Raw genomic sequence first — 19,205 nt, 5'->3', positions numbered from 1 at the left:
TCGGGCGCTTGCCCGAACGCAGAAACGGGCGGGCACGGCGGGAGATCTCCCACCGCGCCCGCCCGTCGTTCCCACCGGGCCGCGACCGCTCAGTCGCTCGCCTCGGAGAGCAGCTTCTGCAGGCGCGAGACGCCCTCCACCAGGTCCTCGTCGCCCAGCGCGTACGACAGCCGCAGATAGCCCGGCGTACCGAACGCCTCACCCGGTACGACCGCGACCTCGGCCTCGTCCAGGATCAGCGCGGCCAGCTCCACGGAGCTCTTGGGGCGCTGTCCGCGGATCTCCTTGCCCAGGAGCGCCTTGACCGACGGGTAGACGTAGAACGCCCCCTCCGGCTCGGGGCAGACGACACCGTCGATCTCGTTGAGCATCCGCACGATGGTCCGGCGGCGGCGGTCGAAGGCGGTGCCCATCTCGGCGACGGCGTCCAGGTTCCCGGAGACGGCGGCGAGGGCGGCGGCCTGCGAGACGTTCGCGACGTTCGAGGTGGCGTGCGACTGGAGGTTCGCGGCGGCCTTGACCACGTCCTTGGGGCCGACGACCCACCCCACGCGCCAGCCGGTCATGGCGTACGTCTTGGCCACACCGTTGACGACGACGCACTTGTCGCGCAGCTCGGGGACGACCGCCGGGAGCGAGGTGAAGGCGGCGTCGCCGTAGACGAGGTGCTCGTAGATCTCGTCCGTCAGCACCCACAGGCCGTGCTCAAGGGCCCAGCGGCCGATGGCCTCGGTGTCCTCGCGACTGTAGACGGCGCCGGTCGGGTTGGAGGGGGAGACGAAGAGCACGACCTTCGTGCGCTCGGTGCGCGCGGCTTCGAGCTGTTCGACGGAGACGCGGTAGCCGGTCGTCTCGTCGGCCACCACATCGACCGGGACACCGCCGGCGAGCCGGATCGACTCGGGGTAGGTCGTCCAGTACGGCGCGGGCACGATGACCTCGTCGCCCGGGTCGAGGATCGCCGCGAACGCCTCGTAGATCGCCTGCTTTCCGCCGTTGGTCACCAGGACCTGCGCGGGGTCGACCTCGTAGCCGGAGTCCCTCAGGGTCTTCTCGGCGATGGCCTTCTTCAGCTCGGGCAGGCCCCCCGCCGGGGTGTAGTGGTGGAACCTGGGGTTGCGGCAGGCCTCGACGGCGGCCTCGACGATGTAGCCGGGCGTCGGGAAGTCCGGCTCGCCTGCGCCGAAACCGATCACCGGACGCCCGGCGGCCTTGAGGGCCTTGGCCTTGGCGTCGACGGCGAGGGTCGCGGACTCGGAGATCGCGCCGATGCGCGCGGAGACCCGGCGCTCGGTGGGTGGGGTTGCAGCGCTCATACGGTCCATGGTCCCAGACGGCAATCGTGCCCGGCACATGTGTTTCGACCTCCGGACAGCGGGGCACGGAGGGGACCGACGCGCCGGGCGGAGACGGGCGCAGAGGGGCGGATACGGAGCGGGGAGGAGTCGGGCGGACCCGACGGCCGCCGTTGACGACCGCAGGCGACCGCGGGCGAGCGGAACCGGGTGGAAACGCGCGGCGGCCCATGGACAGGGGGATCCCGGGGGAAAGCGGACGGTGTGGGGCGGTGTGACCGGGGACACCGGCCGGACCCGGCCACCCTCCGGAGTGACCAAGGGCCGCTGCGGGGCTATCTGTTCGACGCGGGCCCCGGGACCACGTACACTCACTGGTCGTTGGCCCTCGCCGACCACATCTCCGGATGCGGTAGGTTGGGGACGCCACAAAGGGTCGTAGCTCAATTGGTAGAGCACTGGTCTCCAAAACCAGCGGTTGGGGGTTCAAGTCCCTCCGGCCCTGCTACACACACCTTCGCCAGGATGTGTGCGCATGTACGTAGATTCAAATGAACCGCCGTGCGGCTCCACCGGGCGCGGCACGGCCACGACCCGGGATTCAGGTGAAAGAAAGTGACGGACGCCGTGGGCTCCATCGACACGCCTGATGCTGAGGACGAGGCGCCCCGGGAGAAGCCGCGCAAGGGCGGCAAGCGCGGGAAGAAGGGCCCTCTGGGCCGCCTCGCGCTCTTCTACCGGCAGATCGTCGCCGAGCTGCGCAAGGTCGTCTGGCCCACCCGGAATCAGCTGACGACCTACACGACCGTGGTGATTGTCTTCGTCGTCATCATGATCGGTCTGGTGACCGTGATTGACTATGGGTTCCAGGAAGCCGTCAAGTACGTCTTCGGCTGATCCCGCGAAGGGACGTCGGCCGGGTCGTATCGGTGCGGCGGACTTTTGCATGTTCCACCCATCTGTATCCAGGAAGAAGCAGCCACCGTGTCTGACCCGAACCTGAACGAGGCCGTTGAGCCAGGCGACGAGACCTTCGAGTCCGCCGAGTCCGCCGAGGACGAGCTCGACATCGTTGAGGCGGCGGACTCCATCGACCCCGATGAGGCGGAAGCTGCTGACGTCTCGGCCAGTGAGCCGGCCGAGGAGGCCGCGCTCCACATCGAGGACGACACCGAGGCACTGGTCGAGGTGGACTCCGAGGGCGAGGCCGAGGTCGTCGGCGAGGTTCCCGCCGAGCCCGAGGCTCCCGTGGACCCGATCGCCGCACTCCGGGAGGAACTGCGCCTGCTGCCCGGCGAGTGGTACGTCATCCACACCTACGCCGGGTACGAGAAGCGGGTCAAGGCGAACCTGGAGCAGCGTGCCGTCTCGCTGAACGTCGAGGAGTTCATCTACCAGGCCGAAGTGCCCGAGGAAGAGATCGTCCAGATCAAGAACGGCGAGCGCAAGAACGTCCGCCAGAACAAGCTTCCCGGCTACGTCCTGGTCCGCATGGACCTCACCAACGAGTCCTGGGGCGTCGTCCGCAACACCCCCGGGGTCACCGGCTTCGTGGGCAACGCGTACGACCCGTACCCGCTGACCCTGGACGAGATCGTCAAGATGCTCGCCCCGGAGGCGGAGGAGAAGGCCGCGCGCGAGGCCGCCGAGGCCGAGGGCAAGCCGGTTCCGTCCCGCAAGGTCGAGGTCCAGGTGCTGGACTTCGAGGTCGGCGACTCGGTCACCGTCACGGACGGCCCGTTCGCCACGCTCCAGGCGACGATCAACGAGATCAACGCCGACTCGAAGAAGGTCAAGGGCCTGGTCGAGATCTTCGGCCGCGAGACCCCGGTCGAGCTGAGCTTCGACCAGATCCAGAAGAACTGACCGGAGCGGACGCACCCCCCGGGCCCGGTGGGATGCGGACCGCGCCGCTGCTGGAACACATGCCTCCGATCAGGTCGGAACGGCCCTTGTGGCTGTTCTGACCTGTCGGTTTTTAACCGTGCAGCCATACCCGTTATCGTTGTGCGGTATGCCTCCATCCGGATGATCGGGTGGGGTGCTGGAAACTCTCACTAGGACCCGGAGAGAGCAATGCCTCCCAAGAAGAAGAAGGTCACGGGGCTGATCAAGCTCCAGATCCAGGCCGGCGCGGCCAACCCGGCACCGCCGGTCGGCCCCGCCCTGGGTCAGCACGGCGTCAACATCATGGAGTTCTGCAAGGCCTACAACGCCGCGACCGAGTCGCAGCGCGGGATGGTCGTGCCGGTGGAGATCACGGTCTACGAGGACCGTTCCTTCACCTTCATCACCAAGACTCCGCCCGCCGCCAAGCTGATCCTCAAGGCCGCGGGTGTGGACAAGGGCTCCGGCGAGCCGCACAAGACCAAGGTCGCCAAGCTGACGCGCGACCAGGTCCGTGACATCGCCACCACCAAGATGCCCGACCTGAACGCCAACGACCTGGACGCCGCCGAGAAGATCATCGCCGGCACCGCCCGTTCCATGGGCATCACCGTCGAGGGCTGACGTCCGGCCGGGGCAACCGGGCCGGACGTTCCGTACGGCCTCTGTGGCAGGACCGAGCGCTGGTCCGCACCACAACTCCACACCTGAACGAAACACAGGAGCAGAAGTGAAGCGCAGCAAGACTCTCCGCGCTGCGGACGCCAAGATCGACCGGGAGCGCGCGTACGCCCCGCTTGAGGCCGTCCGTCTCGCCAAGGACACCGCGTCCACCAAGTTCGACGGCACCGTCGAGGTCGCCTTCCGCCTGGGCGTCGACCCGCGCAAGGCCGACCAGATGGTCCGTGGCACCGTGAACCTTCCGCACGGCACCGGCAAGACCGCCCGGGTCCTGGTCTTCGCGACCGGTGACCGTGCCGAGGCAGCGCGTGCCGCGGGCGCCGACATCGTCGGCGCCGACGAGCTGATCGACGAGGTGTCGAAGGGCCGTCTGGACTTCGACGCCGTCGTCGCCACCCCGGACCTCATGGGCAAGGTCGGCCGCCTCGGCCGGGTGCTCGGTCCGCGTGGTCTGATGCCCAACCCGAAGACCGGCACCGTCACCCCCGATGTCACCAAGGCCGTGACCGACATCAAGGGCGGTAAGATCGAGTTCCGCGTCGACAAGCACTCGAACCTGCACTTCATCATCGGCAAGGTCTCCTTCGACGAGACGAAGCTGGTCGAGAACTACGGGGCGGCGCTGGAGGAGATCCTCCGTCTGAAGCCGTCCGCCGCGAAGGGCCGCTACATCAAGAAGGCGACCCTCACGACGACGATGGGCCCCGGCATCCCGCTGGACGCCAACCGCACCCGTAACCTCCTCGTCGAGGAGGACCCGGCCGCCGTCTGATCCCGACGACGGCCGCGGAGCGCGTGAGCGTTCGCGAAACCGGAACCGGTCCCCGCACCTCTGTGAGGTGCGGGGACCGGTTTTTTGCCGAGGCCCTGTCGTGGGCGTGCGTTACGGTTCAGGTGATCGTAAACAACCAAGGGGTGGGGCATGAGCAAGTCCGTATTCAGGCGCGTGGGCGTCTCGCTCACGGCGGTGGCCGTGATGGCCGGGGCAGCGGCCTGCCAGAGCGGAGACGGGGACGGGGGCGGCAAGAAGCAGGCCGGGGAGAAGGTGGGGGGCGCCGGGATACAGTCCACCGCCGAGGCGACCAAGGTCCTGACCGCCGCGTACAAGAAGACCTCGGACGCGAAGTCCGCGAAGGTCAGCATGACCATGACGATGCCGGCCGGGATAGAGGGCGGCGGCGACATGGAGATGTACGGTGTCATGGGGTGGGACCCCGCGATGGCGGACCTCACCATGAAGGGCTCCGCCCTGACGGCGGCCTCCGACGCGGGCGGGCCCGAGCAGATCCGGATGGTCTGGGTCGACAACGTCATGTACATGGACATGGGGGCCGTGGCCGCCAAGGAGATGGACGGCAAGCGCTGGATGACCTTCGATGTCACCGCGCTGGCCGAGGGGTCCGGTGACAAGGCCCTCCAGAAGCAGCTGACCGGCAGCCTGGAGAGCATGAACCAGAGCCCGGCCGAGCAGCTCGCGATGCTCCTGGAGTCGAAGAGCATCAAGCACGTCGGCCCGGAGAAGGTCGGCGGCGTGGAGACCCAGCACTACAAGGGCACGCTCACGGTCGCCGAGATGCTCGACGCGAACGAGTCGCTGGTCCTCGACGCCGAGCAGCGCAAGGAACTGCTCGACGGGGTGAAGAAGGCCGGCGTCACCGGATACGACACCGAGGTCTGGGTCAACGAGGACGGCTTCCCGGTCAAGCTGGACGTCGGGATCAGCAGCCCCGAGGGCACGGTCGAGGTGATCGCCAACTACTCGGACTACGGGACGAAGGCCGCGGTCCAGGCGCCGCCGAAGAAGGACACCATCGACCTCATGGAGATGATGAAGGACATGGGACAGCAGCCGGGCCGGGACGGCGCCACGACCTACTAGTACGGGCGGGCCTCGGCGGCAGTGTGGCCCGGCAGTCCTTCGGAGCGTGGGGCAAGCGCGCGAGGCGCCGGGGCGCGGTGTGCACGCGGCCACCGATACCGCGTGGGGATCCCGGACTCGGGCCCGCCCGCGCCGGTTCGCCGTGACGGGCGTGCACCGGTAGTCCTCTGGCGGGTCGGCGTGCCCGGTGGCGGGGAGGGCCGGTCCCGGCCGAGGCCCGCCGGGGGACGGATGGCTCTCTGCCGGGACCGGATGCGGTACCGCTGAGGTCAGACGGCACCCGGGAGGAGTGGCTTCACAGTGAGGGCGTGTGCCCCGGGACGGCCGGCGCGGTCCGGTGGATCGTGGGGCATCCGGCATGGACCACATGGCCACCGAGCAGCCGCAGTGCACAAGGCTGAGCCGAGGGCGGCCCGGACCGGGGGCGAGGGCCGACGGTGCCTCCCTCACCGGCGGCCGAACCTGACGGTGGGGCCGCCGGGACCGTCATTCCCGTCGGTGCGATGGTGCGTGTGGGGGCATTCCGACGCTGCTCACGGTCGTCGCCATTCTCCGCGCGGGGCGGGAGGGCTCAGGCCCTCGCGTACGGCGATTCGGGCTGGGGGCCACTGCCCTCGCGGGCCGCGATCCACTTGTCGTGCAGCCACATCTGCGTGCCGCGCCGACCCTGGGAGTCGTCCCAGCGGATGTCCCGCTCGTAGGTGATGACCTCCCCCTTGTCGTCCACGATCACCCAGGTGTAGAGGCCGTTGTCGTGGCGGCTCTTGACCTTGGCGCCGGAGACGGTGCGCTTGGCTCCCGCCCGGTCGCGCACCTCTTCGTCGTGCCGGTCCACCCACTGCACGGAGAGCCCTTCCGAGTGCTCCGGGACGAAGCGCTCCATCCAGTCGAAGGCCGCCTTCTCCGCCGTCTCGTCGGAGGGTACGGACGAGGCGGCCGCGTCCGGGGCCATCCGGGTGTAGCCGAACAGGGTGCCCTCGCCGTCCACGACGGTGGTGATGTGCTCGCCCCCGAGGGTGCGCTGGGCGCCCCGCTCGTAGCGGACGACCGTCACCGAGCGGTCGTCGTGCTGGTCCTCGCGGACCTGCACGGGCCGCCAGCCGTTTGGGACCGAGAGCCCCGCGGCGGCCAGGGACTTCTGGGACTGCCGGGCGGCGGAACGCGCCTCGCCGCTGCCCTGGGGTACTGGTTGCACGTTCTTCTCCTCGGGATTCTCCGGGGCGCCGCCCGCCGGTCCGGTGGTCGGCGTGGAGGCCGCGGCGGTGGGGGTCGCGTCGCTGTCGCCGGCGTTGACCAGCAGCGACGTGCCCAGCACGCAGACTCCGCCGAGGGCGATGGCCGGGATGAGGATGCGGGATCGCATGGCTGTCGTTCCTTCCTTGCAGTGAGGGCCTTCTGTGCAGTGGCGGCGGTGGTGCGCCCCGCCGCGGGCGGTACCCGGGCGCCCGGCCGTATCCGCCGGGCGCCCGCGGCTTCTTCAGCGGCGCAGGCGCTGCCCTGTGGCCGCCAGCGCCGCACCGGCACACAGGACCCCGGCGATCACGGCGGAGACGGTCCGGAAGTCGTCGCCGACGGAGGTCGCCAGCAGGGGGCCGAGGCTCGCGCCGGCGAAGAGGACGAAGGTGTAGAGCGCGACCGCCGCGCCGCGGGCCGGTCCCGCCTGGGATCCGATGGCCTCGACGAGGGCCGGCGCGGTGACCGCGACTCCGAAGACGAAGACGAACAGCAGGGCTCCGAGGACCACGGGACCGAGGTCGTCACCGGCGGCGAGCAGGGCCGTCGCTCCGCTCACCGTGCCCGCCAGGAGCAGGGCCCCGACCACCCGGTGCGCGGCGGGCACCCGGATGAGGAAGGGGGTGACCAGCGGTACCAGCACCATGGCGGGCAGCGAACCGGCCCGCAGGAGCAGCATCGCGTCGGGCCGGTCGGTCAGCGAGGCGGGGCCCGTGATCTGGAGTGCGGTGTAGACGGCGACGAAGCCGCACAGCAGGGTGACCGTGGCCAGCAGAAACAGGACCAGGGAGGGCTTGGTGAGCAGTCGGCCCATGGCCCGGTAGGCGTCCAGGGCCGAGGAGGCGGCGGTACTCCGGTCGGGCAGGAGCACCGTGTGCAGCAGCACCCCTCCGCCCACCATGGCCACGGCGCAGATCAGGAAGACGGCCTGCCAGTTCCAGATCTCGGCCACGGACTGCGAGAAGACCTGGCCGAGGACACCGGCTGAGAGGAATGAGCTGGTCAACCAGGTCATGGCGGCGACACGCCGGGCCGGTTCGACCCGTTCGGCGATATAGGCGAAGGCGGCGGGCGCGAAGGTGGCCGCCGCCAGGCCCTGCACGGCGCGGACGGCGCAGCCCGCCACGAGGCCGGGCGCCACCGTGACCGTGACCGTGGTCAGTGCGGTGAGCAGCAGCCCGGCGACGATGAGCCGACGTCGGCCGAAGCGGTCCGAGAGGGGGCCGGAGAACAGAAATCCGGCGGCGTACCCGAAGCCGAAGGCGGTGGTGGCCCAGCCGGCCGCCGACGGGGTCGTGGACCAGGAGTCGGCGAGGTCGTCCAGGACCGGGAGCGCGGTGTAGAGCTGCCCGACGACCAGGATGCCCACCGCACACAGGGCCGGCACGGACTTTCCGAAGGAGGCGGTCCCGGCCCGGGTCGAGGCCGGGACCGGGACCGGGGTGTAGGGGGTGGTGGAAGCGCCCGCGGCGCGACATGCGAGTGGCACGGGGGCCGGCGCATCGACCCGAAGAGCCGACTGTGGCGTGACGTTCGAGTCGGTGGTCATGCCACACATGACACCAACCAACTAGTTGGATGTCAAGAGAGATCCAACTAGTTGGTTGGGTAAGGTGTGGGCATGGCAAGAGACACAGCCGTTACGAGGCAGAAGCTCCTGGGGGCGGCGCGGCAGGAGTTCGCCGCCCTGGGGGTGGCGGGGGCCCGGGTCGACCGCATCGCGGAGCTGGCCGGAGTCAACAAGGAGCGGGTCTATGGCCACTTCGGGAGCAAGGAGGGGCTGTTCGCGGCGACGGTGAGCGCCGCGATGGACGAGCTCGCCGAGGAGGTGGGCAAGCCGGGCGACGACATCGCGGCCTGGGTGGGGTCGGTGTACGACTTCCACCGCGAGCGCCCCGAGCTGCTGCGGCTGCTGCTGTGGGAGGCGTTGAGCTGCGGCGGGGGTGAACTCCCGGGTGAGCAGCGGCGTGCCGAGGGCTACGCCCTGAAGGTGGACGTCCTGGCGGGCCGGCTCGGCGTCGAGCCCGGCCCCCGTGCGGCCGTCGTGCTGCTGTCCCTCATCGGCCTCGCCGCCTGGCCGAACGCGGTACCTCAGCTCACGCGGCTGATCCTCGACTCCCGCCTGGAGTCGGCTGATTCGGCCGAGGTCGTCCGTGGTGTCGTCGTGGAGCTGGCGACGGGGCTGGTGAAGGGAGTTCACGAGACCGGGACGGCGGAGTAGCTCGTGTGACGGGCCCCGCGCGGCGTCACGGCCCGTCACGGCGGCTTGGCGGGTCCCCTCGGCCCCCTGGAGCCACAGGAGGCTCACAGGGCTCGTACGGGACTCAGGGGCCCCTCTGAGCCCCTTCCTTCCCGTACGTCTCAGGAGCCCCGGCGGCGGCCGCACGACCGCCGCCGGGGCCCGACGAGGGCGATTTGCCTGAGCGGATGCGCCTCACGTACGCTTCCCCGGAAGCCAAAGACCGCTGGTCGTTGCCGCGTGCTCGCAAGAGAGTGCGGCGACCGAAGGAACCGCTAGCTGCGGACGGCCTGCGCAGGTGATTTCGTGGACATGCTCCCGGGACTCGTTCCGGTCGAGCTACGCCCCGTGCGCCTGCGCCGGGGCGTTTCGTTTTGCCCAGTCCCCCTCCTTCGGGCCCGCGCGGTCCTCATCACCCGGAAGGAGGCCGACGCTCATGGCAAGGCCTGACAAGGCTGCCGCGGTGGCCGAGCTGACGGACAAGTTCCGCAGCTCGAACGCCGCCGTGCTGACCGAGTACCGGGGTCTCACCGTGGCCCAGCTCAAGGAGCTGCGCCGTTCGCTCGGTGAGAACGCCCAGTACGCCGTGGTGAAGAACACGCTGACCAAGATTGCGGCCAACGAGGCCGGGATCAACACGCTCGACGACCTGTTCAACGGTCCGACGGCGGTTGCCTTCGTCACCGGTGACCCGGTGGAGTCGGCTAAGGGTCTTCGTGACTTCGCCAAGGACAACCCGAACCTGATCATCAAGGGCGGTGTCCTTGATGGCAAGGCGCTGTCCGCCGATGAGATCAAGAAGCTTGCGGACCTTGAGTCCCGCGAGGTTCTGCTCGCCAAGCTGGCGGGCGCCATGAAGGGCAAGCAGTCCCAGGCTGCCGCGCTCTTCCAGGCGCTTCCCTCGAAGTTCGTCCGCACCGCGGAGGCGCTTCGTGCCAAGCAGGCAGAGCAGGGCGGTGCCGAGTAATTCGGCTCGCTTTCTGATCGGCGCCGTCCGAAGGCGCTGATCGCAGCGGGCCGTACGCCCGCCGTCATACACATCCGGCACCAGCCGATTTAGTGGAAGGATCGCCCATCATGGCGAAGCTCAGCCAGGAAGACCTGCTCGCGCAGTTCGAGGAGATGACCCTCCTGGAGCTCTCCGGTTTCGTGAAGGCGTTCGAGGAGAAGTTCGACGTCACCGCCGCCGCTCCGGCCGCCGCCGTCGTCGCGGGCCCGGGTGCCCCGGCCGCCGAGGCCGCTGTCGAGCAGGACGAGTTCGACGTCATCCTCACCGGCGCCGGCGAGAAGAAGATCCAGGTCATCAAGGTCGTGCGTGAGCTGACCTCCCTGGGCCTGAAGGAGGCCAAGGACCTCGTCGACGGCACCCCGAAGCCGGTGCTGGAGAAGGTCGCCAAGGAGGCCGCCGAGAAGGCCGCCGAGTCCCTCAAGGCCGCCGGCGCGTCGGTCGAGGTCAAGTAACCCCTCGTGACACCCCGAGTCACCACGCCGTGACTCTGTGAGTCTCGTCATACGGCCCCGGGCGGGCCGTATGACGGGGCACGGCCAAGGGCGATCACCCATCCGGGTGGTCGCCCTTCGGCGTCCCGCCAGGGCTGCGTTGCGCTTCGGGGGGTGCCGAGTATGGTGATCTTCGCCGTGCGCCTCGTTCGCTCTCAGTGCCTGGTCAGTGACGATCTCAGCAGCCAGTTCGGAGCAGGGGGCCTTGACGAACCGCACGCAGCGCGCAATTCTCAGGACGCGTCGTCACAACGATCCGGATCCGAGGCATGGATCGGCGACCGAGTGGGCAGTATCGATGTGCGCCTCATGGCGCGAGGGTTCGCGGAGTTGAGTACAACGAGGGCAGCGAGGGTTTCGAAAAGCCCGCACTGGACATCAGTGTGCCAAGTGGCTACACTGACCCTTTGCGCTGCCTGTTAACTGCTCCCTGCCCGTCACCAGGGGCATCCCCTCGCACGAGCACTGTGGACCGATCACTCCCTGACCTGGGATTTCGGCTCCCCTGCCCGGCTTGGGACCGGTACGCGCGTAGTGAGTCCGAGCCCTCGGAAGGACCCCCTCTTGGCCGCCTCGCGCAACGCCTCGACCGCGAATACGAACAACGGCGCCAGCACCGCCCCGCTGCGCATCTCCTTTGCAAAGATCAAAGAGCCCCTTGAGGTTCCGAACCTCCTCGCGCTCCAGACCGAGAGCTTTGACTGGCTGCTCGGCAATGCCGCTTGGAAGGCTCGCGTCGAGGCGGCTCTGGACAGCGGACAGGACGTCCCCACCAAGTCCGGTCTGGAGGAGATCTTCGAGGAGATCTCCCCGATCGAGGACTTCAGCGGGTCGATGTCCCTGACCTTCCGCGATCACCGTTTCGAGCCTCCGAAGAACTCGATCGACGAGTGCAAGGAGCGCGACTTCACGTATGCCGCGCCTCTCTTCGTCACGGCCGAGTTCACCAACAACGAGACCGGCGAGATCAAGTCTCAGACGGTCTTCATGGGCGACTTCCCGCTCATGACCAACAAGGGCACCTTCGTCATCAACGGCACCGAGCGTGTCGTGGTGTCCCAGCTGGTCCGCTCGCCGGGCGTCTACTTCGACTCCTCCATCGACAAGACGTCCGACAAGGACATCTTCACCGCCAAGATCATCCCCTCCCGGGGTGCCTGGCTGGAGATGGAGATCGACAAGCGCGACATGGTCGGTGTGCGTATCGACCGCAAGCGCAAGCAGTCCGTGACCGTCCTCCTCAAGGCCCTCGGCTGGACGACCGAGCAGATCCTCCAGGAGTTCGGCGAGTACGAGTCCATGCGCGCCACCCTGGAGAAGGACCACACCCAGGGTCAGGACGACGCGCTGCTCGACATCTACCGCAAGCTCCGTCCGGGCGAGCCGCCCACGCGCGAGGCCGCCCAGACGCTGCTGGAGAACCTCTACTTCAACCCCAAGCGCTACGACCTCGCCAAGGTCGGCCGCTACAAGGTGAACAAGAAGCTCGGCGCGGACGAGCCGCTGGACGCCGGCGTCCTCACCACCGACGACGTCATCGCGACCATCAAGTACCTGGTCAAGCTGCACGCCGGTGAGACCGAGACGGTCGGCGAGTCCGGCCGCTCGATCATGGTCGAGACCGACGACATCGACCACTTCGGCAACCGCCGCATCCGCAACGTCGGCGAGCTGATCCAGAACCAGGTCCGTACGGGTCTCGCCCGTATGGAGCGCGTCGTGCGCGAGCGCATGACCACCCAGGACGTCGAGGCGATCACGCCGCAGACCCTGATCAACATCCGGCCGGTCGTCGCCTCCATCAAGGAGTTCTTCGGCACCAGCCAGCTGTCCCAGTTCATGGACCAGAACAACCCGCTGTCGGGCCTGACGCACAAGCGCCGTCTCAACGCCCTCGGCCCGGGTGGTCTCTCCCGTGAGCGGGCCGGCTTCGAGGTCCGTGACGTGCACCCGTCGCACTACGGCCGCATGTGCCCGATCGAGACGCCGGAAGGCCCGAACATCGGTCTGATCGGCTCGCTGGCCTCGTACGGCCGGGTCAACGCGTTCGGCTTCATCGAGACGCCGTACCGCAAGGTCGTCGACGGCCGGGTCACCGACGAGGTGGACTACCTGACCGCCGACGAGGAGGACCGCTTCGTCATCGCGCAGGCCAACGCGCCGCTGACCGACGAGTTCCGGTTCGCCGAGTCCCGTGTGCTCGTCCGCCGCCGCGGCGGCGAGGTCGACTACGTGCCCGGCACGGACGTCGACTACATGGACGTCTCGCCGCGCCAGATGGTGTCGGTCGCGACCGCCATGATCCCCTTCCTGGAGCACGACGACGCCAACCGCGCCCTCATGGGCGCGAACATGATGCGCCAGGCCGTTCCGCTGATCACGGCCGAGGCGCCGCTGGTCGGCACCGGCATGGAGTACCGCTGCGCCGTCGACGCCGGTGACGTCATCAAGGCGGAGAAGGACGGTGTGGTCCAGGAGGTCTCCGCGGACTACGTCACCGTCGCCAACGACGACGGCACCTACACCACCTACCGCGTCGCCAAGTTCTCCCGTTCCAACCAGGGCACCTCGGTCAACCAGAAGGTCATCGTCTCCGAGGGCGACCGGGTCATCGAGGCCCAGGTCCTCGCCGACGGCCCGGCGACCGAGCAGGGCGAGATGGCGCTCGGCAAGAACCTGCTCGTCGCGTTCATGCCGTGGGAGGGCCACAACTACGAGGACGCGATCATCCTGTCGCAGCGCCTCGTGCAGGACGACGTCCTCTCCTCGATCCACATCGAGGAGCACGAGGTCGACGCCCGTGACACCAAGCTCGGCCCCGAGGAGATCACCCGGGACATCCCGAACGTCTCCGAGGAGGTCCTCGCCGACCTCGACGAGCGCGGCATCATCCGCATCGGCGCCGAGGTCATCGCCGGGGACATCCTGGTCGGCAAGGTCACGCCCAAGGGTGAGACCGAGCTGACCCCGGAGGAGCGCCTGCTGCGCGCGATCTTCGGCGAGAAGGCCCGTGAGGTCCGTGACACCTCGCTGAAGGTGCCGCACGGCGAGACCGGCAAGGTCATCGGCGTACGCGTCTTCGACCGCGAGGAGGGCGACGAGCTGCCGCCCGGCGTCAACCAGCTCGTCCGGGTGTACGTCGCCCAGAAGCGCAAGATCACCGACGGTGACAAGCTCGCCGGCCGTCACGGCAACAAGGGCGTCATCTCCAAGATCCTGCCGATCGAGGACATGCCCTTCCTGGAGGACGGCACCCCGGTCGACATCATCCTCAACCCGCTGGGCGTCCCGTCCCGGATGAACCCGGGACAGGTCCTCGAAATCCATCTCGGCTGGCTCGCCAGCCAGGGCTGGAAGGTCGAGGGCAGCGAGGACTGGATGGAGCGGCTGAAGGCGATCGGCGCCGACGACGTCGCCCCCAGCACCAATGTCGCGACCCCGGTCTTCGACGGCGCCCGCGAGGACGAGATCTCCGGACTCTTCGAGTCCACGATCCCCAACCGCGACGGCGACCGCATGGTCCTGCCGTCCGGCAAGGCGAGGCTGTTCGACGGCCGCTCCGGTGAGCCGTTCCCGGACCCGATCTCGATCGGGTACATGTACATCCTCAAGCTCCACCACCTGGTCGACGACAAGCTGCACGCCCGGTCGACCGGCCCGTACTCGATGATCACCCAGCAGCCGCTGGGTGGTAAGGCCCAGTTCGGTGGCCAGCGCTTCGGTGAGATGGAGGTGTGGGCGCTGGAGGCTTACGGCGCCGCGTACGCCCTCCAGGAACTGCTGACCATCAAGTCCGACGACGTCACCGGCCGCGTGAAGGTCTACGAGGCCATCGTCAAGGGCGAGAACATCCCCGAGCCCGGCATCCCCGAGTCCTTCAAGGTGCTCATCAAGGAGATGCAGTCCCTGTGCCTCAACGTGGAGGTGCTGTCCTCGGACGGCATGTCCATCGAGATGCGCGACACCGACGAGGACGTCTTCCGTGCTGCGGAAGAGCTCGGCATCGACCTGTCCCGGCGCGAGCCGAGCAGCGTCGAAGAGGTCTGACGGGTCCGGCCGGGATCGCCCGCAGGTGATCCCGGCCGCTGCCCCGGACCCCGTACAGACCACCTTGAGACACAACCCTGAGAGGGATTGACGCATAGTGCTCGACGTCAACTTCTTCGACGAGCTTCGGATCGGCCTGGCCACCGCTGACGACATTCGCCAGTGGTCCCACGGAGAGGTCAAGAAGCCCGAGACCATCAACTACCGCACCCTCAAGCCCGAGAAGGACGGACTCTTCTGCGAGAAGATCTTCGGCCCCACCCGGGACTGGGAGTGCTACTGCGGCAAGTACAAGCGCGTCCGCTTCAAGGGCATCATCTGTGAGCGCTGTGGCGTCGAGGTCACCCGCGCCAAGGTGCGCCGTGAGCGGATGGGCCACATCGAGCTGGCCGCGCCCGTCACCCACATCTGGTACTTCAAGGGCGTTCCCTCACGCCTCGGCTACCTGCTCGACCTCGCGCCGAAGGACCTGGAAAAGGTCATCTACTTCGCCGCGTACATGATCACGTTCGTGGACGAGGAGCGCCGGACCCGCGATCTGCCGTCGCTGGAGGCGCACGTCTCCGTCGAGCGCCAGCAGGTCGAGAACCGCCGGGACGCCGATGTCGAGGCCCGTGCCAAGAAGCTTGAGACCGACCTGGCCGAGCTGGAGGCCGAGGGCGCCAAGGCGGATGTGCGCCGCAAGGTGCGCGAGGGCGCCGACCGTGAGATGAAGCAGCTGCGCGACCGCGCCCAGCGCGAGATCGACCGTCTCGACGAGGTGTGGAACCGCTTCAAGAACCTCAAGGTCCAGGACCTGGAGGGCGACGAGCTGCTCTACCGCGAGCTGCGCGACCGCTTCGGCACGTACTTCGACGGCTCGATGGGCGCCGCCGCGCTGCAGAAGCGCCTGGAGTCCTTCGACCTGGAAGAGGAGGCCGAGCGCCTCCGCGACATCATCCGTACCGGCAAGGGGCAGAAGAAGACCCGTGCGCTCAAGCGCCTCAAGGTCGTCTCCGCGTTCCTCCAGACCAGCAACAGCCCCAAGGGCATGGTGCTGGACTGCGTCCCGGTCATCCCGCCGGACCTGCGTCCGATGGTGCAGCTGGACGGTGGCCGCTTCGCGACCTCCGACCTGAACGACCTGTACCGCCGGGTCATCAACCGGAACAACCGTCTGAAGCGTCTGCTCGACCTCGGTGCCCCCGAGATCATCGTGAACAACGAGAAGCGGATGCTCCAGGAGGCCGTCGACGCGCTGTTCGACAACGGCCGCCGCGGCCGTCCGGTCACCGGTCCGGGCAACCGTCCGCTGAAGTCCCTGAGCGACATGCTCAAGGGCAAGCAGGGCCGCTTCCGCCAGAACCTGCTGGGCAAGCGCGTCGACTACTCGGCCCGTTCCGTGATCGTCGTCGGCCCGCAGCTCAAGCTGCACCAGTGCGGTCTGCCCAAGGCGATGGCGCTGGAGCTGTTCAAGCCGTTCGTGATGAAGCGCCTGGTCGACCTGAACCACGCGCAGAACATCAAGTCGGCCAAGCGCATGGTCGAGCGCGGCCGCACCGTCGTGTACGACGTCCTCGAAGAGGTCATCGCCGAGCACCCGGTGCTGCTGAACCGTGCGCCCACGCTGCACCGCCTCGGCATCCAGGCGTTCGAGCCCCAGCTCGTCGAGGGCAAGGCCATCCAGATCCACCCGCTCGTCTGCACCGCGTTCAACGCGGACTTCGACGGTGACCAGATGGCCGTCCACCTGCCGCTCTCCGCGGAGGCGCAGGCCGAGGCGCGCATCCTGATGCTCTCCTCGAACAACATCCTCAAGCCGGCCGACGGCCGTCCCGTCACCATGCCGACCCAGGACATGGTGCTGGGCCTCTTCTTCCTCACCACGGGTGAGGAGGAGCGCGAGGTCAAGGGCGAGGGCCGGTCCTTCGGCTCCACCGCCGAGGCGATCATGGCGTTCGACGCCCGTGAGCTGTCCCTCCAGGCCAAGGTCGACATCCGCTTCCCGGTGGGCACCATCCCGCCGCGCGGCTGGACCCCGCCGGCCGACGAGGACGACAGCGCCGTCACGGGCCTCGGCGGCTCCTGGCAGCAGGGCGACAGCTTCCGGCTGCGTACGACCCTGGGCCGCGCGCTCTTCAACGAGCTGCTGCCCGAGGACTACCCCTTCGTCGACTACTCCGTCGGCAAGAAGCAGCTCTCCGAGATCGTCAACGACCTCGCCGAGCGCTACCCCAAGGTCATCGTGGCGGCGACGCTCGACAACCTGAAGGCGGCGGGCTTCTACTGGGCGACCCGTTCCGGCGTCACCGTCGCCATCTCGGACGTCGTCGTCCCGGAGGCGAAGAAGGAGATCGTCGCCTCGTACGAGGCCAAGGACGAGAAGATCCAGAAGCAGTACGAGCGCGGCCTGATCACCAAGCAGGAGCGCACGAACGAGCTGATCGACAACTGGACCCGCGCGACCAACGAGGTCGCCGAGGCGATGAACGCGAACTTCCCCAAGACCAACCCCATCTTCATGATGGTGAACTCGGGCGCTCGCGGAAACATGATGCAGATGCGTCAGATCGCCGGTATGCGTGGTCTGGTGTCCAACGCCAAGAACGAGACGATCCCCCGTCCCATCAAGGCGTCCTTCCGTGAGGGCCTGTCCGTGCTGGAGTACTTCATCTCCACGCACGGTGCCCGAAAGGGTCTGGCCGACACCGCCCTGCGTACCGCCGACTCGGGTTACCTGACCCGTCGTCTGGTGGACGTCTCGCAGGACGTCATCATCCGCGAGGAGGACTGCGGCACCGACCGCGGCCTCAAGCTGCGGATCGCGCAGAAGGACACCGAGGGCAGGCTCCGCAAGGCCGACGACGTCGAGACGTCGGTGTACGCGCGGATGCTCGCCGAGGACGTCGTCGTCGACGGCAAGGTCATCGCGCCCGCCAACGTCGACCTCGGCGATGTGCTCATCGACGCGCTCGTCGGCGCGGGCGTGGAGGAGGTCAAGACCCGCTCGGTCCTGACCTGTGAGTCCGCGGTCGGCACCTGTGCGTACTGCTACGGCCGTTCGCTCGCCACCGGCAAGCTCGTCGACATCGGTGAGGCGGTCGGCATCATCGCCGCCCAGTCCATCGGTGAGCCCGGCACCCAGCTGACGATGCGTACCTTCCACACCGGTGGTGTGGCCGGTGACGACATCACCCAGGGTCTGCCGCGTGTCGTCGAGCTGTTCGAGGCGCGTACGCCCAAGGGTGTCGCCCCGATCTCGGAGGCGGCCGGCCGCGTCCGGATCGAGGAGACCGAGAAGACCAAGAAGCTCGTCGTCACCCCGGACGACGGCAGCGACGAGACGGCGTTCCCGATCTCGAAGCGTGCCAAGGTCCTGGTGCGCGAGGGCGACCACGTCGAGGTGGGCCAGGCGCTGACCTTCGGTGCCACCAACCCGCACGACGTGCTCCGCATCCTCGGCCAGCGGGCCGTGCAGGTCCACCTGGTCGGCGAGGTCCAGAAGGTCTACAACTCGCAGGGTGTGTCGATCCACGACAAGCACATCGAGATCATCATCCGGCAGATGCTGCGCCGGGTGACGATCATCGAGTCCGGCGACGCGGAGCTGCTGCCGGGCGAGCTGGTCGAGCGCTCGAAGTTCGAGACCGAGAACCGTCGTGTGGTCACCGAGGGCGGTCACCCCGCCTCCGGCCGTCCGCAGCTGATGGGTATCACCAAGGCGTCGCTGGCCACCGAGTCGTGGCTGTCGGCGGCGTCCTTCCAGGAGACGACCAGGGTCCTGACCGACGCGGCGATCAACGCCAAGTCGGACTCCCTGATCGGCCTCAAGGAGAACGTCATCATCGGTAAGCTCATCCCGGCCGGTACGGGCCTGTCCCGCTACCGCAACATCCGGGTGGAGCCCACCGAGGAGGCTAAGGCCGCGATGTACTCGGCCGTCGGCTACGACGACATCGACTACTCGCCGTTCGGCACCGGCTCCGGCCAGGCCGTCCCGCTGGAGGACTACGACTACGGTCCGTACAACCAGTAAGGCGAACGTCCGCTGAGGGCGGCCACCCCGTGCACACGGGGTGGCCGCCCTTCGGCGTTCCCCGGCTCGGCGGCCGGTCGGCTCCCGGGAGCGAGCGGGCCTGTGTGTCGGCGAGCTGCCTGTCGGTCTGGTCGCCGTGCTGGGCGGGGAGCGGGAGCCGCCGTCGGCCGATGCGGACAGAGAGCGTGCGCGCGCGCAACCAGTTGGGCTCTGCCGTGACCCGGCCCGGGGCAGGTGCCTCGGGACCGGGTACGGCACGACGGGCAAGGGTGGTGCCAGGCTGCGGGGGAGGCCGGGTGGGGCGGGCGGCAGGGGGTCGGCCCCCGGTCCACCGGTGCCACGGGTCCCGCCGGCCGTGTGTCATGGCCCGCTCGTACTCGTGTTGTACGAGGCAGGTGGCGCAGGCCCGGGTGCGGGGGCGGCTGCCCC

Annotated in this window: 13 protein-coding genes and 1 tRNA gene; 11 read left to right on the top strand and 3 right to left on the bottom strand. The window is 68.6% G+C overall.

Annotation, left to right across the window (positions count from 1 at the left end; all coding sequences use genetic code 11):
• Positions 1-89: 89 nt before the first annotated feature.
• Positions 90-1,316, bottom strand: coding sequence for a pyridoxal phosphate-dependent aminotransferase (locus ACFYT4_RS08155; RefSeq protein WP_389266473.1), 1,227 nt, complete (start codon positions 1,314-1,316; stop codon positions 90-92).
• A 411-nt stretch (positions 1,317-1,727) separates the two neighbouring features.
• Here ACFYT4_RS08155 and ACFYT4_RS08150 point away from each other — a divergent pair.
• The 6 genes from ACFYT4_RS08150 (at position 1,728) to ACFYT4_RS08125 (ending at position 5,742) form a co-directional block, all read left to right on the top strand.
• A tRNA-Trp gene (locus ACFYT4_RS08150) sits at positions 1,728-1,800 on the top strand.
• 110 nt (positions 1,801-1,910) lie between these two features.
• On the top strand, positions 1,911-2,192 hold the full coding sequence (secE, locus tag ACFYT4_RS08145) for a preprotein translocase subunit SecE (RefSeq protein ID WP_389266471.1): 282 nt from the start codon (positions 1,911-1,913) through the stop codon (positions 2,190-2,192).
• A gap of 87 nt (positions 2,193-2,279) precedes the next feature.
• The gene (gene nusG, locus ACFYT4_RS08140; RefSeq protein WP_389266469.1) at positions 2,280-3,161 is read left to right on the top strand and encodes a transcription termination/antitermination protein NusG; all 882 of its coding nucleotides are present in this window, start codon (positions 2,280-2,282) and stop codon (positions 3,159-3,161) included.
• A gap of 210 nt (positions 3,162-3,371) precedes the next feature.
• Positions 3,372-3,806, top strand: a complete 435-nt coding sequence (rplK, locus tag ACFYT4_RS08135) for a 50S ribosomal protein L11 (RefSeq protein ID WP_123188882.1) — start codon at positions 3,372-3,374, stop codon at positions 3,804-3,806.
• A 106-nt stretch (positions 3,807-3,912) separates the two neighbouring features.
• Entirely contained in the window at positions 3,913-4,635 is a 723-nt protein-coding gene (gene rplA / locus ACFYT4_RS08130; RefSeq protein ID WP_389266467.1) for a 50S ribosomal protein L1, read from the top strand.
• A 150-nt stretch (positions 4,636-4,785) separates the two neighbouring features.
• Positions 4,786-5,742 carry a hypothetical protein gene (locus ACFYT4_RS08125; RefSeq protein ID WP_389266465.1) on the top strand — a complete coding sequence of 319 codons (957 nt, stop codon included), beginning with the start codon at positions 4,786-4,788 and terminating at the stop codon, positions 5,740-5,742.
• A gap of 571 nt (positions 5,743-6,313) precedes the next feature.
• On the opposite strand, the gene ACFYT4_RS08120 is transcribed toward ACFYT4_RS08125, so the two are convergent.
• Both ACFYT4_RS08120 and ACFYT4_RS08115 read right to left on the bottom strand, forming a co-directional pair.
• Positions 6,314-7,105 (bottom strand): hypothetical protein, encoded by a 792-nt coding sequence (locus tag ACFYT4_RS08120; RefSeq protein WP_389266463.1) that lies wholly within the window; start codon positions 7,103-7,105, stop codon positions 6,314-6,316.
• Between the two features lie 114 nt (positions 7,106-7,219).
• Positions 7,220-8,524 carry an MFS transporter gene (locus ACFYT4_RS08115; RefSeq protein WP_389266461.1) on the bottom strand — a complete coding sequence of 435 codons (1,305 nt, stop codon included), beginning with the start codon at positions 8,522-8,524 and terminating at the stop codon, positions 7,220-7,222.
• Between the two features lie 72 nt (positions 8,525-8,596).
• Here ACFYT4_RS08115 and ACFYT4_RS08110 point away from each other — a divergent pair, with 72 nt between their 5' ends.
• The 5 genes from ACFYT4_RS08110 (at position 8,597) to ACFYT4_RS08090 (ending at position 18,776) form a co-directional block, all read left to right on the top strand.
• Positions 8,597-9,196 (top strand): TetR/AcrR family transcriptional regulator, encoded by a 600-nt coding sequence (locus ACFYT4_RS08110; RefSeq protein ID WP_389266459.1) that lies wholly within the window; start codon positions 8,597-8,599, stop codon positions 9,194-9,196.
• A gap of 454 nt (positions 9,197-9,650) precedes the next feature.
• Positions 9,651-10,181 carry a 50S ribosomal protein L10 gene (gene rplJ / locus ACFYT4_RS08105; protein WP_389266457.1) on the top strand — a complete coding sequence of 177 codons (531 nt, stop codon included), beginning with the start codon at positions 9,651-9,653 and terminating at the stop codon, positions 10,179-10,181.
• 110 nt (positions 10,182-10,291) lie between these two features.
• Positions 10,292-10,675: a 50S ribosomal protein L7/L12 gene (gene rplL, locus ACFYT4_RS08100; protein ID WP_389266455.1), complete on the top strand. Its 384-nt coding sequence runs from the start codon at positions 10,292-10,294 to the stop codon at positions 10,673-10,675.
• 603 nt (positions 10,676-11,278) lie between these two features.
• Positions 11,279-14,761 (top strand): DNA-directed RNA polymerase subunit beta, encoded by a 3,483-nt coding sequence (gene rpoB / locus ACFYT4_RS08095; RefSeq protein ID WP_389266453.1) that lies wholly within the window; start codon positions 11,279-11,281, stop codon positions 14,759-14,761.
• Positions 14,762-14,858: 97 nt separating this feature from the next.
• On the top strand, positions 14,859-18,776 hold the full coding sequence (locus tag ACFYT4_RS08090; protein WP_389266451.1) for a DNA-directed RNA polymerase subunit beta': 3,918 nt from the start codon (positions 14,859-14,861) through the stop codon (positions 18,774-18,776).
• The last annotated feature ends 429 nt before the right edge of the window (positions 18,777-19,205 follow it).

This window comes from Streptomyces sp. NPDC004609 (genome assembly GCF_042873655.1).
Classification (GTDB): domain Bacteria; phylum Actinomycetota; class Actinomycetes; order Streptomycetales; family Streptomycetaceae; genus Streptomyces.
This window is presented reverse-complemented; position numbering and strand designations above follow the sequence as displayed.

Coding starts and splice junctions, on each gene's coding strand:
- ACFYT4_RS08155 (WP_389266473.1), bottom strand. CDS start 1,316: ATGAGCGCTGCAACCCCACCCACCGAGCGCCGGGTCTCCGCGCGCATC.
- rplK (WP_123188882.1), top strand. CDS start 3,372: ATGCCTCCCAAGAAGAAGAAGGTCACGGGGCTGATCAAGCTCCAGATC.
- ACFYT4_RS08125 (WP_389266465.1), top strand. CDS start 4,786: ATGAGCAAGTCCGTATTCAGGCGCGTGGGCGTCTCGCTCACGGCGGTG.
- ACFYT4_RS08120 (WP_389266463.1), bottom strand. CDS start 7,105: ATGCGATCCCGCATCCTCATCCCGGCCATCGCCCTCGGCGGAGTCTGC.
- ACFYT4_RS08115 (WP_389266461.1), bottom strand. CDS start 8,524: ATGACCACCGACTCGAACGTCACGCCACAGTCGGCTCTTCGGGTCGAT.
- ACFYT4_RS08110 (WP_389266459.1), top strand. CDS start 8,597: ATGGCAAGAGACACAGCCGTTACGAGGCAGAAGCTCCTGGGGGCGGCG.
- rplJ (WP_389266457.1), top strand. CDS start 9,651: ATGGCAAGGCCTGACAAGGCTGCCGCGGTGGCCGAGCTGACGGACAAG.
- rplL (WP_389266455.1), top strand. CDS start 10,292: ATGGCGAAGCTCAGCCAGGAAGACCTGCTCGCGCAGTTCGAGGAGATG.